We start from the raw sequence: 13,498 nt of genomic DNA on the forward strand, positions 1-13,498 counted from the left end.
TGCGTAACGCGCGGATGACATTGTCCACAGGCCCCGGGGGACCGGGGATTGCCCGCCCCCCGTCCGGACCTACCTCTCTTGGCATGGAACACGACGACCTGCCGGCCGCGCCCGGCTTCCCCGCGGTGCTCGAGGCCGCGCTCTATGCCGAGGATCTCGACGCGGCCGAGGCCTTCTACGGCGGCGTGCTCGGGATGGAGCGGATCGCCCGCGTGGGCGACCGACACGTCTTCTTCCGGGCGGGCAGCAGCGTGGTGCTGATCTTCAACCCCGCCCGCACCCGCGAAGGCCCGTCGAATCCCGACATCCCGGTCCCGCCGCACGGCGCCGAGGGGCCGGGCCACCTCTGCCTGTCGGCCGAGGCGCAGGGCGTCTCGGCCTGGTGCGATCGGCTTCAGGCCGCGGGCGTGCCGATCGAGGCCGATTTCCACTGGCCGAACGGCGCCCGGTCGATCTATTTCCGCGATCCGGCCGACAACTCGCTCGAGATCGCCGAGCCGCGGCTCTGGTTTCCCGAGGCCTGACGCGCCAGACAGGAAGGGCGCGGCCCGCCGCGCCCCCCCTTCACGCTCACCTCCGGCGCTCAGCCGAGGTCGCGGATCCGTTCCGGCTCGACCAACTGGATCTTCCGGTTGCCCAGACCCAGCGGCGCCATCCGCTCGCGATGCGCGGCCATGTTCTCATGCGCGGCATGGGCCTTCAGCGCCGCCTTGTCCTCCCATTCCTCGTAGACGCGGAACAGGGTCGGCTCCGAAACGCTCTGGAAGAACCTGTAGGTCAGGCAGCCCGGCTCCTGCGCGGTCGCCTCTTCTGCCAGCCGGAAATTCTCCCTGGCCTTCTCGATATGCTCTTCCGGCACCTCCATGGTGCCCGTGACGATGATCATGCGCCTCTCCTCCCGGATGTCGGGGTCGACCCTGCCACGCCGCGTGCCGCCCCGAAAGACCCGCCCGCGCCATTTCAGAACCGTGGCCCCTGCCCCCTTCCTCTGGTCCCGTATCCTCGGGGGGCCAGGGGGGCAGACAGCCCCCCGCCGGCCGGGCCGGGCTCGATGCCCGGGCCGGACGGTCCCGTGGCGACGGGCCCCGCCCGGCGCCAGACCTCAGAGCGACAGCTTGTCCCGCATGAAGGCCAGCGCCACCGACAGCCCGTCCGGCGCGATCCCGTGTCCGGTCCCCTTCATCACGTGGGCGAAGACCTCCTTGAACCCCGCGCCCTGCAGCGCCTCGGCCGCCGCCGGCAAGGATTGCGGCGGCACCACCTCGTCCGCGTCGCCATGCACCAGCAGCACCGGCATCCGGCTGACCACGTCGTCGGCCAGGCTTTCGGGGTCGAGCAGCCGCCCCGAGAAGGCCACCACCCCCGCCAACGGGTCCTCGCGCCGCGGCGCCACGTGCAGCGCCATCATCGTGCCCTGCGAGAAGCCGAAGAGCACCACCTGCTCCGGCAGCACGTCCTCGTCCACCATCAGAGCGTCGAGGAAGGCGTTCAGATCCTCCACCGCCTGCCGCTGCCCCTCCTCCGCCGCCTCCTGCGAGGATCCGTCCATCCAGGGGATCGGGAACCACTGGAAGCCGAAGGGCGCACCCGGCACCTGTTCGGGCGCATCGGGCGCCACGAAGAGCGTGTCGGGCATGTGCTCGCCCAGCACGTCGGCGATGCCCAGGAGGTCCGCCCCGTTCGCGCCATAGCCATGCAGAAAGACCACGACCGAGCGGGTTTCTCCCGAAACCGGCTCCTTGCGTCCCGCGTTCAGCACCCTCGTCATGCGATCCCCTCCCGAGATTTCTCCGCCCGGTACCAGGCCCAGAGCAGCCGCGCCGCGACCGCCCGCCAGGGGCTCCAGCCGAGCGCCATGTTCCGCAATTCGGCCGCGTTCGGCCGAGCCTCCAAGCCGTAGAGCATCCGCGCCGCCTCCTGCAAGGCCAGATCCCCCGGCGGAAAGACGTCGGCCCGCCCGAGCGCGGTCAGCGCATAGATCTCCGCCGTCCAGGGCCCGATCCCCGGCAGCGCGACCAGCCGTGCCAGCACCTCCGCGTCGGGCAGGTCGCGCAGCGCCTGGAAATCCAGCCCCGCCCCCGCGATGCCCCGCGCATAGCGCATCTTGGGGCGCGACAGCCCCACGGCCCGCAGCTCCTCTTCGCTGGCCGCCGCGACCGCGTCCGAAACCACCAGCCCCGCCGCCTCCATCCGCGCCCATATGGCGGCCGCCGAGGCGGTCGAGACCTGCTGGCCCACGACGGCCTGCAACAGCGTCCCGAACCCGTCCGCCCGGCGCCGCAAGGGCGGCACCCCGCAGCGCGCGAAGGCGCGGGCCATGCCCGCATCCCGCGCGGCCAGCCATGCCGCGCCCTCCGCCACATCCTCCGGCGTTTCGATGATCCGACCGGTCACGGCGTCCCTCCCGGGCGCCGGACGCCATGGTCCCCCGCCCTGCTCATCGGCCCCGCACCCACTCCATCGCCGCCTCGACGGTCTCGACGATCGTCACGCCCTCCGGCAATGCGGGCCGCGAGATCATCGCCACGCGCACCCCCGCCGCCCGGGCCGCCTCCAGCTTGCCCGTGCCGCCGCCGCCCGCGTTCTTCGTCACCAGCCAGCCGATGCCCGTCAGCGCGAAGAAGGCCGCCTCGTCCTCTGCCGTGAAAGGCGGCCGCGCGGTCACGCTCCGCCAGCCCTCGGGCAGGTCGTCCACCGGCTCGATGCTGCGCACCAGGACCTCCCGCCCCTTCAGGCCATGATACCGCGCGATCTCCTTGCGCCCCACGGTCAGCAGCACCCGCGCCCCGCGCGGGATCACGCGGCCGAGCGCCTCGGGGTCCGTCACCTCGACCCACTCGTCACCCGGCCCTGCCGCCCAGGAAGCCCGCGCGATGAGGCAAAGTGGGAGTCCCAGCTCCTTGCAAACCCGCGACGTGCGCTCGGTGATCCGCGCCGCGAAGGGATGGGTCGCATCCACCACGCCGGTGATCCCCTGAGCCGCGAGGTAGTCCCGGAACCCCGCCTCCCCGCCGAACCCGCCGATCCGCACCGGCAGCGCCAGCTCCGCCGGTGCCGCCACCGCCCCGCTGAGCGACGCGACCCCGGCGATCCCGGCCGCTGCCATCGCCTCGCAGAGCGCCCGCGCCTCCGCCGTGCCGGCAAGCACGAGGATCATGCCCGCGCCAGGATCGTGCCGGCGCGGTCGATCACCACCACCTCCGCCGCGATACCTGCTCCCAGCCGGGCCGCCATCTGCGCCCGCGCCGCCTCGGCCACCCATTCCGGATAGGCCGCGCCGACCATCCCGAGCACCTCCGCGGTCGTGTTGGCCGCGGCGACCTCCGCCCGTCCGAAGCGCGCCGCGAGATCCGCGAAATCCACCTGGCTCCGCCCCGAATGCAGGTCCGACGCGCCCTGCGCGAACTTTGTCAGCTTGCCGAGCCCGCCGCCCAGGGTGACCCGCTCCACCGGATGCGCGGCGATGTATTTCAGCATCCCGCCCGCGAAATCGCCCATGTCGAGCATCGCGTGGTCCGGCAGGCCCAGGAGCCCCTGGACCACCCGTTCCGAGGTCGCCCCGGTGCAGCCCGCGACATGGGTCAACCCGTCCGCCCGCGCCACGTCGACGCCGCGGTGGATCGAGGCGATCCAGGCGGCGCAGGAGAACGGGCGCACGATGCCGGTCGTGCCGAGGATCGAGAGCCCGCCGACGATCCCCAGCCGGGGGTTCCACGTCCTGGCCGCCAGCGCCGCGCCCTCCGGGACCGAGATCGTCACCCGCACGTCCGGCACCTGCCCAAGCCGCGCGGCCATCTCCTCCACCGTCCCGCGCATCATCTGACGCGGCACCGGGTTTATGGCGGGCTCGCCGACCGGCACCGGCAGGCCCGGCTTCGTCACCGTGCCGACCCCCTCACCGGCCGCGAAGACCACGCCGCCCGCCGAAGGCTCGGCCCGCACCCGGATCAGCGCGCCATGGGTCACGTCCGGATCGTCGCCCGCGTCCTTGATCACGCCCGCCTCGGCCCAGCCGGGGCCCTCGCGCAGATCTGCCACCGCGAAAACCGGCCGCTCGCCGCGCGGCAGGGTGATCCGCACCCGGTCCGGCCGCCCCTCGCCCCAGAGCACCATCAGCGCCGCGCGCAGGGCGGCGGTGGCGCAGGCGCCGGTGGTCCAGCCACGGCGAAGGGTGCCTTCGGGTTTTCGGCTCATCGGGCGGAGCATAGACCCGGGCGTTCCGCTGGCCAGAGGTTTCGCCGCCTCCGGCGGGAGTATTTTCGGAAAGATGAAGGCGGGGGAGCGGCCCCGAACCGCGTTCCTGCAACGGGCCCGGGGGGCGAACAGTGATCCGCCGGCCACGCCCCGGCGGGGAGGGTATCCCTTTCGCGGGGCAGCGGACTTTCCCCCGGGTCGGGCGATGCGCATATAGTGGCGCATGAGCGAATCGCTGCCCCCTCTTCCGGCCGGCTGGCCGACACTGGAGCCCGGATGGGTCTGGCTCTGCGGCGCAGGCCCGGGCGATCCGGGGCTGCTGACGCTGCACGCGGTGAACGGGCTGCGGCAGGCCGACGTGGTGATCTACGACGCGCTGGTCCAGAAGGCGATCCTCGACTGGGCGCCGCAGGCCGAGCACATCTATGCCGGCAAGCGCGGCGGTAAGCCCTCGTCGAAACAGCGCGACATCTCTCTGCGGCTCGTGGACTTGGCCCGTGCGGGCAAGCGGGTGCTGCGGCTGAAGGGCGGCGATCCCTTCGTCTTCGGGCGCGGCGGCGAAGAGGCCCAGACGCTGATCCAGCACGGGGTGAACGTCCGGATCATCCCGGGCATCAGCGCGGGCATCGGCGGGCTGGCCTATGCCGGGATCCCCGTCACGCATCGCGACGTGAACCAGTCGGTCACCTTCGTCACCGGGCATGACCAGTCCGGCGAGACGCCGCAATCGCTCGACTGGCATGCGATCGCGAAGGGCAGCCAGGTGCTGGTGATCTACATGGGCATGAAGCACGTGGAGCAGATCGCCGCCTCGCTGCTGGACGCGGGGCGCCCGGCGGACGAGCCCTGCGCGGTGGTCTGCTCGGCCACCACGCCCGAGGAGCGGGTGCTCGAGACGACGCTCGGCCGGATGGCCGCGGACATCGCGGCGGCCGGGCTGGAGCCGCCGGCGATCCTCTGCGTCGGCCGGTCCGTTCTGATGCGGCAGGTGCTCGACTGGCAGGCGCTGGCGCAAGGCGAGGCGCCGCGCGACCTGGACCCGCTCGGAAGGGGACGCCCGGCCGAGGTCTCATGACCGGGCTGATCCTCGCCGCGCCGTCCTCGGGCGCGGGCAAGACCACCGTCACGCTGGCTTTGCTGAGGCTGCTCTCGCGGCAGGGCGTCGTCGTGCGCGGAGCGAAATCGGGCCCGGATTACATCGATCCCCGGTTTCACGAGGCCGCCTGCGGGGCGCCCTGCCTGAACCTCGACGCCTGGGCGATGTCGCCCGAACGGATCGCCGCGCTCGCCGCGGGCGACGGGCTGCTGCTGATCGAGGGCGCCATGGGGCTGTTCGACGGGGCACCGCCGGACGGCCGGGGGGCGGTCGCCGACCTCGCCCGCATGCTGCGCCTGCCCGTGGTGCTGGTGGTCGATGCCGGCCGGATGGCGCAGTCGATCGCGCCGCTTTGCAGCGGATTTGCAAACCACGACCCCGCGGTTTGCATATCGGGCGTGATCCTGAACAACGTGGGGTCCCCGCGCCACGAGGCGATGCTGCGCCGGGCGCTCGCCCCGACCGGACTGCCGGTGCTGGCGGCCCTGCGCCGGGACAAGGGTCTGGCGATGCCCTCGCGCCACCTCGGCCTGGTGCAGGCGGGGGAGCGTGCCGATCTCGACGCCTTCCTCGACCGGGCCGCGGACCGGCTGGCCGAAAGCCTCGACCTAGGTGCCCTCGCCGCGCTGGCCCGCCCGCTCCCGGCGGCCGATGCGCCGACACGTCTCGCCCCGCCCGCGCAGCGGATCGCGCTGGCGCGCGACGCGGCCTTCGCCTTTGCCTATCCGCACATGCTGGAGGACTGGCGGGCGCAGGGGGCCGAGATCCTGGCCTTCTCGCCCCTGGCCGACGATCCGGTTCCGGACGCGGACCTCGTCTTCCTGCCCGGGGGATATCCTGAACTGCACGCGGGCCGGCTCGCAGGGAACAGGCGGTTCCTCGAGACGCTGCGCCGCCATGCCGGAACGGCGCCCGTGCACGGCGAATGCGGCGGCTACATGGTTCTGGGCGAGGCCCTGATCGACGCGGAGGGCGTGGCGCATCGCATGGCGGGTCTTCTGCCGCTCGAAACCTCCTTTGCCGCCCGCCGTCTGCATCTGGGCTATCGCCGGCTGCACGCCCGGGGCGGCCCCTTCCCCGGCCACCTGGCCGCGCACGAGTTCCACTACGCGACGACGCTGCGCGCCGAGGGACCGCCGCTCTACGAGGCCGAAGACGCCGAGGGCACGCCGCTTGCCCCCATGGGTCTGCGCAAAACCCACGTCACCGGCTCTTTCGCGCATGTGATCGACGCCTTTCCCTGATCTGCGCGCACACGCACATGGCGCGGCCGAATGTGCGCTTGCGAACGAAACGCCTGTTCGATACGGCACTCCTCACGAGTGAGGGAGCCAGCCATGACCGACGATTCGCGCGCGAAGAGAAACGTGTTCGTTCTCGTGCTCGCGCAGGCGGTCCTCGGCTCCCAGATGCCGATGATCTTCACCATCGGCGGGCTCGCGGGCCAATCGCTCGCCTCCAACCCCTGTTTCGCGACGCTGCCGATCTCGCTGATCGTGCTGGGCTCGATGCTGACGGCGACGCCGATGTCGGCGGTGATGCAGCGGTACGGCCGCCGTGCAGGATTCTGGCTGGGCGCCACCGGGGGCACGGTGGGCGGCATCGTGGGCGCCTACGGGCTGCTCACGCAATCCTTCCCGATCTTCCTGCTCGGCAGCTTCTGCACCGGCATCTACATGTCCGCGCACGGGTTCTACCGCTTTGCCGCGGCCGACACGGCCTCCGAGACCTTCCGGCCCAAGGCGATTTCCTACGTGCTGGCGGGCGGGCTGGCCTCGGCGCTGATCGGGCCGCAGATCGTCAAGGTGACGGCTGACGCGATGGTGGTGCCCTTCCTCGGCACCTATATCGCGGTGATCGCGGTCAACGTGCTGGGCTCGTTCCTTTTCCTGGGGCTCGACATTCCGCGCCCGCCGATCCCTGCCCATGACGCGCCCCGCGGCCGGTCCCGGCGCGAGCTGCTGGCCACCCCACGCATCGGCGTGGCGGTGATCGTCGGCATGGTCAGCTACGCGCTGATGAACCTCGTGATGACCTCGACCCCGCTGGCGGTGGTCGGCTGCGGGTTCGAGAAGTCGAACGCCGCCGACGTGGTCTCGAGCCATGTGCTCGCGATGTTCGTGCCGTCCTTCTTCACCGGCCATCTCATCAACCGGTTCGGGGTCGAGAAGATCATGGCGCTCGGCCTGGTCATCCTCGCCGGCGCCGGCGCGGTGGCGCTGCAGGGCGTGGACCTGATGAACTTCTTCGGCGCGCTCGTGCTGCTCGGCATCGGCTGGAACTTCGGCTTCATCGGCGCGACCACGATGCTCGCCGGCTCGCACCGGCCCGAGGAGCGCGGCCGGGTGCAGGGGCTCAACGACCTGATCGTCTTCGGCGGCGTGACCGTGGCCTCGCTCGCCTCGGGCGGGCTGATGAACTGCTCGGGCGGCTCGCCGCAGGCGGGCTGGGCGGCGGTGAACCTCGCCATGGTGCCCTTCCTCGTGCTGGCGGGCGGCGCGCTGATCTGGCTGGTGATGCGACCGCGCGACGTGACCGCCTGAGCCAGGGCCCGCGCTACCAGCGCCCCGTGGCCGCCCGCGCGGCCAGTTCGATGCGTTCGCGGAACGGGCTCGGATCGAGTTCGCCGCGCGCCACGGCACCGGGATCCGAGGCGGCCCGTTTCAGCACATGCCCCGTCCCCGCCAGCGCGAGCATCGCTGCCGCGGGGATGCCGGAGCGGTCCGAACGGCCCTGACGCAGCCGGGCCAGCCCGCCGCGGGCGAGTTCCGCCACGGTCTCGGGCCGCCCGTCCGGCAGCGGGTGCTTGCCCGCGGCCTCCAGCGCCGGGATCGCCCGGAACCAGCTGGCGAGGCCCTGCGCCACCCCGGCCGAGCGCACACGCGCCTCGGCCCCGGGCCCCGCGCCCAGGCGCCGGGCGGCCACCCAGAGCAGACCGGCCGCGGTCCGGTCGAGGTAGCCCAGCAGATCCTCGGTATCCTCGAAGGGCGTCGTCTCGATATCCGCCCGCCGTGCCTCGACCAGCGCGTCGAGCACCCGGGCATCCGCCGGCTCAAGCACCCGGGCGAGCGGCGTCACCACCTCGTGCCGCCTGACCGGCCCGCCCGCCGCGATTTCCTCCAGCGCGTCGCGCCACCATTGCAGGCGCATCTCCGCGATCATCGGCTCGCCCGTGACCCAGGGCGCGCGCGCGACCTCGACGTTGAAGGCGTAGAGCGGGAAGAGGACATGCCGCGCCGCCACCGGGGCCGCCATCGCGGCGCGGAAGCGGAGGGGATCGGCCTTTTCGACCAGCGCCGCGCAGGCGGTGAGGTCGTCGTCGAACTCAGAGGCCATCCAGCACCCCGGAGATCGCCTCGGACGTCTCGGGCCGGTCGACAAGGTCGAGATGGCCGGCACCGGGCACGATCATGTAGCTGCCCCGGTCGGTGACGTCGGACATCAGCGGCTCGTAGCCCTCGGCCACGAAGGCCTGGTCGTTCTCGCCCGCCACCAGCAGGAAGTCCGGCAGCGCCGCCACGTCGGCAAGGTAGTCCGAACGCGGCGCGAAGGAGGTGTTCATCCGGTAGGTATAGGCGGTGGTCGCCTTGTCGCCTTCGGGCCCGTCGAGGACCTTCTCGGGGAAGGAGAACTCGATGACGATCTTGTCGTTCTGGGAGGTGATGCCGAGCTGGTTCAGGATCGAGATCGCGATGATACGACGGCTCAGCGGATGCGCCCAGCCGCCGGAATTGGGCCGGGTGGTCGGGGCGTCGTATTTCAGGAACGGCGCGAGCAGCACCGCGCGGTCGATCTTGTCGCCATGTGCGCCGCCGGCGAAGCGAACCGCCAGCCCGCCGCCCGAGGAATGGCCCGCCAGAACGACCTTCTGGCCGGGCTCGGCGTAGAAGTCGATCAGGTCGGCCACGTCGTCCTCGAGCTGGCCGACGTAGTCGACATCGCCGCGGCGTTCCGGGTTGGCCCCATGGCCGCGCAGGTCGGGCGCGACGATCTCGGCCCGGCCCTCGAGACTGCGGATCAGGGTGTCGAACTGCGCGCTGTACCAACCGGAGCCGTGCAGCAGGACGAGCAGCGGCTTGCCCTCGGCCTCAACGTGCCGCACGCGCAGCGGCGTGCCGTCGCGCATCTCGACCAGCTCTTCAGGCAGAGGCTCGGCCGCGGCCTGGCCCAGGATGCTGTCGAAATCGAGGTCGCTGGCGGCGAGCGCCCTGCCCTGCGGCGCCTGGGTCCAGATCAGGACATAGGGTATCGGGGCCAGAATTAGCGCCACGATCAGCAGGATGACGATGAACTTCATGGCGCGGCCTCCTTGGGGCGGATCCTGTCCCGACATAGCGAATGCGGGCGGCGGTGTCAGGCCAAACCGGCGCCAGCCGTGGCGCGCGACACCACTGGCGGGAGAATCTCGCGCGATGCGGCGGTGCAGCGCACTATTCCGCCGTCAAACCGCCGAATCGAGCTCGACCCTCCCGCCCGATCGCCAATTCGCGCCGCGCTTTGCACGCACCTTCCCCGGAACCCGTGTCACGCTTGGCGCAGCGAGCCAACCGGAGAGGACCCATGCGCATCGGCTGCCCGAAAGAGATCAAGACCCACGAATACCGTGTCGGTCTCACCCCCGAAAGCACCGCGGAGCTGGTGCGACACGGCCATTCCGTGCAGATCGAAACCGGCGCGGGCGCGGGGATCGGCGCCGAGGACATGGCCTACGAGGATGCCGGGGCGACCATCGCCCCCGATGCGCAGACCGTCTTCGCCGAGGCCGAGATGATCGTGAAGGTGAAGGAGCCGCAGGCGGCAGAGCGTGCGATGCTGCGGTCGGGCCAGATCCTCTACACCTATCTCCACCTCGCCGCCGACCCGGACCAGACCCGCGAGCTGGTCGAGAGCGGCGCGAGCTGCGTGGCCTACGAGACGGTGACCGGCCCGGGCGGCGGGCTGCCGCTGCTGAAACCGATGAGCCAGGTCGCGGGCCGCATGGCGGTGCAGGCCGGTGCGACGGCGCTCGAGAAGGTGCACGGCGGACGCGGCGTGCTGCTTGGCGGCGTGCCCGGCGTGGCGCCGGGGCGCGTCGTGATCGTCGGCGGCGGCGTCGTGGGGTTCAACGCGGCGCAGATGGCCGTGGGGCTCGGGGCCGAGGTGACGGTCCTCGACCGCTCGGCCGAGGTGCTGGAGCGTATCGACCACCATTACAACGGCCGCATCCGCACGCTCTATTCCACCGGCACGGTGCTTGCCGAGGCGGTGGCCGCAGCCGATCTCGTCATCGGTGCGGTGCTGATCCCCGGGGCTGCGGCACCGAAGCTCGTCACGCGCGAGATGCTCCGGAGCATGGCGCCGGGCTCGGTCGTGGTCGACGTGGCGATCGACCAGGGCGGCTGTTTCGCGACCTCGCGGCCCACGACCCACGACCAGCCGACCTTCACCGAGGAGGGGATCGTGCATTACTGCGTGGCCAACATGCCCGGCGGGGTGGCCCGGACTTCGACCTACGCGCTCAACAACGCGACGCTGCCGCATGCGCTGGCGCTGGCCGACCACGGGCTCCCGGTTGCACTGACACGGGAGCCGCACCTTCGGGCGGGGCTCAACGTGCATGCCGGACAGGTGACCTACCGCGCCGTGGCCGAGGATCTCGGCTACGCCTACGTGCCCCCGGAAGAGGCTCTGAAGTCGAAGGCGGCGTAAGGCAACGGACGCCAGGGGTGATGCCGGGCCTCAGCCGAGCGGCCAGGACCCCGCCCGCCTGACCGGCACTCCGTTCGAACCGAATTGGCCCGGCGGCACGCCGGGCCGCGCCCTCCCTCCCCCCCGGGAGGGCACATCGGTGCCGTGGAGCACCGAACCGGCTTATCGGATGCGTCCGCCTTCCGCAGACCCCGGAGGTCAGACCGCCCACCCGAGGGAGGGCGCGACCCTTTGCGCGTCCGCTCGACCGGGCGCATCACGCCCCGCCCGGCTTCTCCGGCGAAGGCCGGATGACCTCTGTGCCACATCAGGCCGAGGTCTTTCCGCCTCATCCGGCCAACCACGCCGCCTGGGCCCCGCCGGTTCGGACCCGAGACTCGTCCCCCCGGACGCCTCTCGCCCGGCGCTCACCCCGCCGCGGGTTTCGCCAGCATTCGCGAGATGCTCTCCGTGACCATGTCCCGGATCTGACCGGCCATCATCGACAGCATCATCGGCACCTTGGTCTCGCCCCGTACCTCGGATCCGGTCACCGCGCCGTCCACCACGATCGTCTGGCCCATCACGCGGATCGTCAGCACCATCCGCTCCTGGTCCTGCCAGTCCGAGGTAACCTCCGCCCCGCCCGGGATCGCGGCTTCGAGCTTCGGCAGGCCGGCCTCGATCCGGCGGCGCGCCTCGGGCTGGTCGAGGTCGTGGGGAACGGTGAAATCTATCCGGGCCATGGGAGTCTCCATCGGGGATTTTCCCCTGCTTGCCCCGGCGCCCTGCCCCGCCGCCAGCCCTATCCGCGCCGCCCGCGCCGTGACGCTGCGGCACGGGCCCGGCACGCGCCGTCCCCTGTCAGGCGGTCCGCCGCGCCGCGCCCGTCTCGCGCAGGAGCTTCCAGCGGATCGCATCCGTCAGCGCCTCGAAGCTCGCGTCCACGATGTTGGGCGAGACCCCGACGGTCGACCAGCGCCGCCCCGAGGCGTCCTCGCTGTCGATGATGACCCGGGTCACCGCCTCGGTCCCGCCCTGGGTGATCCGCACCTTGAAGTCGACGAGGTGCATGTCCTCGATCGCCTCCTGCAGCGGGCCGAGGTCCTTGGCCAGCGCCTTGGCCAGCGCGTTCACCGGACCGCGGTCCGACCCGTCCGCATCGACGCTTTCCGAGACCGACATCCGCCGCTCGCCGTCCACCTCGATCACCACCACCGCCTCGGAGAGCGAGATCCGCTTGCCCGCCGCGTTGCGCCGCCGCTCGATCGTCACCCGGTAGCGCTCGACCTCGAAGAAGCGCGGCATCACGCCCAGCTCCTCCCGGGCGAGCAGCTCGAAGGAGGCCTGCGCGCTGTCGTAGGTGTAGCCGCGGTCCTCGCGCTCCTTCACCTCGGCCAGCATCCGGCCGAGCGCGGGATCGCCCTTCTCGACCTCGATCCCCGCCTCCGCCAGCCGCCGCCGCAGGTTCGACTGCCCGGCCTGGTTCGACATCGGGATCACCCGCTCGTTCCCGACCAGGGCCGGGTCGACATGCTCGTAGGTCTCCGGCGCCTTCAGGATCGCGGAGGCATGCAGCCCCGCCTTGTGCGCGAAGGCCGAGGCCCCGACGAAGGGCGCCTGCTTGGTCGGCACGCGGTTCAGGATGTCGTCGAGCTGGCGCGAGATCGTGGTGAGCTCGCGCAGCGCCGCGTGGCTGACGCCGGTCTCGTAGAGGCTCGCATAGGGCTCCTTCAGCAAGAGCGTCGGGATCAGCGTGACGAGGTTGGCATTGCCGCAGCGTTCCCCGAGGCCGTTCAGCGTTCCCTGGATCTGCCGCGCCCCCGCATCGACCGCCGCCAGGGAGCCCGCGACCGCGTTGGCCGTGTCGTTATGCGTGTGGATGCCCAGCCGGTAGCCCGGGATCCCGGCCGCGATCACCTCCGCCACGATCCGCCCGATCTCCACCGGCAGCGTGCCGCCGTTGGTGTCGCAGAGCACGACCCAGCGGGCCCCGGCCTCATGCGCCGCCCGGATGCAGTCCAGCGCGTAGTCCCGGTTCGCCTTCCAGCCGTCGAAGAAATGCTCCGCGTCGAACAGCGCCTCGCGGCCCTGCGCCACGAGGTGCGCGATGCTCTCGCGGATATTGGCGACATTCTCGTCGAGCGTGATCTCCAGCGCCTTCTCGACGTGGAAATCGTGGGTCTTGCCGACGATGCAGACGGCCGGCGTGTTCGCGTTCAGCACCGCCGCCAGCACGTCGTCATTCTCGGCCGAGCGGCCTGCCCGCTTGGTCATGCCGAAGGCCGCCAGCGTGGCCTTCAGCTCCGGCGCCTGTTCGAAGAAGGCGCTGTCGGTGGGGTTCGCGCCGGGCCAGCCGCCCTCCACGTAGTCGACGCCGAGCCGGTCGAGCGCCGCCGCGATCCGGAACTTCTCGGGCGTGGAGAAGGAGACCCCCTGGGTCTGCTGCCCGTCCCGCAGCGTGGTGTCGTAGAGATAGAGGCGTTCCGTCATGCGACCTGCTCCCGATCCGATACGCGGCACGCGGGGCGCGGGTCCACG

General features: G+C 71.8%; 14 protein-coding genes. 5 read left to right on the forward strand and 9 right to left on the reverse strand.

Features of this window, described 5'->3' with window-relative positions:
• The first annotated feature begins 83 nt into the window (after positions 1–83).
• Complete coding sequence (locus tag Q344_RS0108340) at positions 84–524, forward strand: VOC family protein (protein ID WP_051630400.1); 441 nt, start codon at positions 84–86, stop codon at positions 522–524.
• Between the two features lie 59 nt (positions 525–583).
• Here Q344_RS0108340 and Q344_RS23480 read toward each other — a convergent pair whose 3' ends face one another.
• From Q344_RS23480 to Q344_RS0108365, 5 genes are all read right to left on the reverse strand, one after another.
• The gene (locus tag Q344_RS23480; protein WP_036538498.1) at positions 584–886 is read right to left on the reverse strand and encodes a putative quinol monooxygenase; all 303 of its coding nucleotides are present in this window, start codon (positions 884–886) and stop codon (positions 584–586) included.
• A 216-nt stretch (positions 887–1,102) separates the two neighbouring features.
• Positions 1,103–1,768 carry an alpha/beta hydrolase gene (locus Q344_RS0108350; RefSeq protein ID WP_028286288.1) on the reverse strand — a complete coding sequence of 222 codons (666 nt, stop codon included), beginning with the start codon at positions 1,766–1,768 and terminating at the stop codon, positions 1,103–1,105.
• Positions 1,765–2,394: a DNA-3-methyladenine glycosylase family protein gene (locus tag Q344_RS0108355; protein WP_028286289.1), complete on the reverse strand. Its 630-nt coding sequence runs from the start codon at positions 2,392–2,394 to the stop codon at positions 1,765–1,767. The genes Q344_RS0108350 and Q344_RS0108355 overlap by 4 nt, the downstream gene beginning before the upstream one ends.
• Positions 2,395–2,437: 43 nt before the next feature.
• On the reverse strand, positions 2,438–3,157 hold the full coding sequence (locus tag Q344_RS0108360; protein ID WP_028286290.1) for a cobalt-precorrin-6A reductase: 720 nt from the start codon (positions 3,155–3,157) through the stop codon (positions 2,438–2,440).
• Positions 3,154–4,194 carry a cobalt-precorrin-5B (C(1))-methyltransferase gene (locus tag Q344_RS0108365; RefSeq protein ID WP_028286291.1) on the reverse strand — a complete coding sequence of 347 codons (1,041 nt, stop codon included), beginning with the start codon at positions 4,192–4,194 and terminating at the stop codon, positions 3,154–3,156. The genes Q344_RS0108360 and Q344_RS0108365 overlap by 4 nt, the downstream gene beginning before the upstream one ends.
• Before the next feature lie 223 nt (positions 4,195–4,417).
• On the opposite strand from Q344_RS0108365, the gene cobA reads away from it, so the two are divergent.
• From cobA to Q344_RS0108380, 3 genes are all read left to right on the forward strand, one after another.
• Complete coding sequence (gene cobA, locus Q344_RS0108370) at positions 4,418–5,269, forward strand: uroporphyrinogen-III C-methyltransferase (protein ID WP_028286292.1); 852 nt, start codon at positions 4,418–4,420, stop codon at positions 5,267–5,269.
• Positions 5,266–6,534 (forward strand): cobyrinic acid a,c-diamide synthase CobB, encoded by a 1,269-nt coding sequence (locus Q344_RS0108375; protein ID WP_028286293.1) that lies wholly within the window; start codon positions 5,266–5,268, stop codon positions 6,532–6,534. The genes cobA and Q344_RS0108375 overlap by 4 nt, the downstream gene beginning before the upstream one ends.
• Positions 6,535–6,627: 93 nt before the next feature.
• Positions 6,628–7,833 (forward strand): MFS transporter, encoded by a 1,206-nt coding sequence (locus Q344_RS0108380; RefSeq protein ID WP_028286294.1) that lies wholly within the window; start codon positions 6,628–6,630, stop codon positions 7,831–7,833.
• Positions 7,834–7,846: 13 nt separating this feature from the next.
• Here the strand turns inward: Q344_RS0108380 and Q344_RS0108385 are convergent, their stop codons facing one another.
• Positions 7,847–8,626, reverse strand: coding sequence for a squalene/phytoene synthase family protein (locus Q344_RS0108385; protein WP_028286295.1), 780 nt, complete (start codon positions 8,624–8,626; stop codon positions 7,847–7,849).
• Entirely contained in the window at positions 8,616–9,587 is a 972-nt protein-coding gene (locus Q344_RS23485) for an alpha/beta hydrolase (protein WP_051630402.1), read from the reverse strand. The genes Q344_RS0108385 and Q344_RS23485 overlap by 11 nt, the downstream gene beginning before the upstream one ends.
• Positions 9,588–9,850: 263 nt before the next feature.
• Between Q344_RS23485 and ald the strand changes: the two genes are divergently transcribed.
• Positions 9,851–10,978, forward strand: a complete 1,128-nt coding sequence (ald, locus tag Q344_RS0108395) for an alanine dehydrogenase (RefSeq protein WP_028286296.1) — start codon at positions 9,851–9,853, stop codon at positions 10,976–10,978.
• Positions 10,979–11,385: 407 nt separating this feature from the next.
• On the opposite strand, the gene Q344_RS0108400 is transcribed toward ald, so the two are convergent.
• Both Q344_RS0108400 and cimA read right to left on the reverse strand, forming a co-directional pair.
• The gene (locus Q344_RS0108400; protein WP_036538503.1) at positions 11,386–11,703 is read right to left on the reverse strand and encodes a polyhydroxyalkanoic acid system family protein; all 318 of its coding nucleotides are present in this window, start codon (positions 11,701–11,703) and stop codon (positions 11,386–11,388) included.
• Positions 11,704–11,821: 118 nt separating this feature from the next.
• On the reverse strand, positions 11,822–13,450 hold the full coding sequence (cimA, locus tag Q344_RS0108405) for a citramalate synthase (protein ID WP_028286298.1): 1,629 nt from the start codon (positions 13,448–13,450) through the stop codon (positions 11,822–11,824).
• Positions 13,451–13,498: the final 48 nt, after the last annotated feature.

The sequence above is a fragment of the Pseudooceanicola nanhaiensis DSM 18065 genome (assembly GCF_000688295.1).
Lineage (GTDB): Bacteria > Pseudomonadota > Alphaproteobacteria > Rhodobacterales > Rhodobacteraceae > Pseudooceanicola > Pseudooceanicola nanhaiensis.

Bases quoted from the DNA above. Each gene is read 5' to 3' on its own strand.
- Q344_RS0108340 (WP_051630400.1), top strand. From the start codon at position 84: ATGGAACACGACGACCTGCCGGCCGCGCCCGGCTTCCCCGCGGTGCTC.
- Q344_RS23480 (WP_036538498.1), bottom strand. From the start codon at position 886: ATGATCATCGTCACGGGCACCATGGAGGTGCCGGAAGAGCATATCGAG.
- Q344_RS0108350 (WP_028286288.1), bottom strand. From the start codon at position 1,768: ATGACGAGGGTGCTGAACGCGGGACGCAAGGAGCCGGTTTCGGGAGAA.
- Q344_RS0108360 (WP_028286290.1), bottom strand. From the start codon at position 3,157: ATGATCCTCGTGCTTGCCGGCACGGCGGAGGCGCGGGCGCTCTGCGAG.
- Q344_RS0108365 (WP_028286291.1), bottom strand. From the start codon at position 4,194: ATGAGCCGAAAACCCGAAGGCACCCTTCGCCGTGGCTGGACCACCGGC.
- cobA (WP_028286292.1), top strand. From the start codon at position 4,418: ATGAGCGAATCGCTGCCCCCTCTTCCGGCCGGCTGGCCGACACTGGAG.
- Q344_RS0108375 (WP_028286293.1), top strand. From the start codon at position 5,266: ATGACCGGGCTGATCCTCGCCGCGCCGTCCTCGGGCGCGGGCAAGACC.
- Q344_RS0108380 (WP_028286294.1), top strand. From the start codon at position 6,628: ATGACCGACGATTCGCGCGCGAAGAGAAACGTGTTCGTTCTCGTGCTC.
- Q344_RS0108385 (WP_028286295.1), bottom strand. From the start codon at position 8,626: ATGGCCTCTGAGTTCGACGACGACCTCACCGCCTGCGCGGCGCTGGTC.
- Q344_RS23485 (WP_051630402.1), bottom strand. From the start codon at position 9,587: ATGAAGTTCATCGTCATCCTGCTGATCGTGGCGCTAATTCTGGCCCCG.
- ald (WP_028286296.1), top strand. From the start codon at position 9,851: ATGCGCATCGGCTGCCCGAAAGAGATCAAGACCCACGAATACCGTGTC.
- Q344_RS0108400 (WP_036538503.1), bottom strand. From the start codon at position 11,703: ATGGCCCGGATAGATTTCACCGTTCCCCACGACCTCGACCAGCCCGAG.
- cimA (WP_028286298.1), bottom strand. From the start codon at position 13,450: ATGACGGAACGCCTCTATCTCTACGACACCACGCTGCGGGACGGGCAG.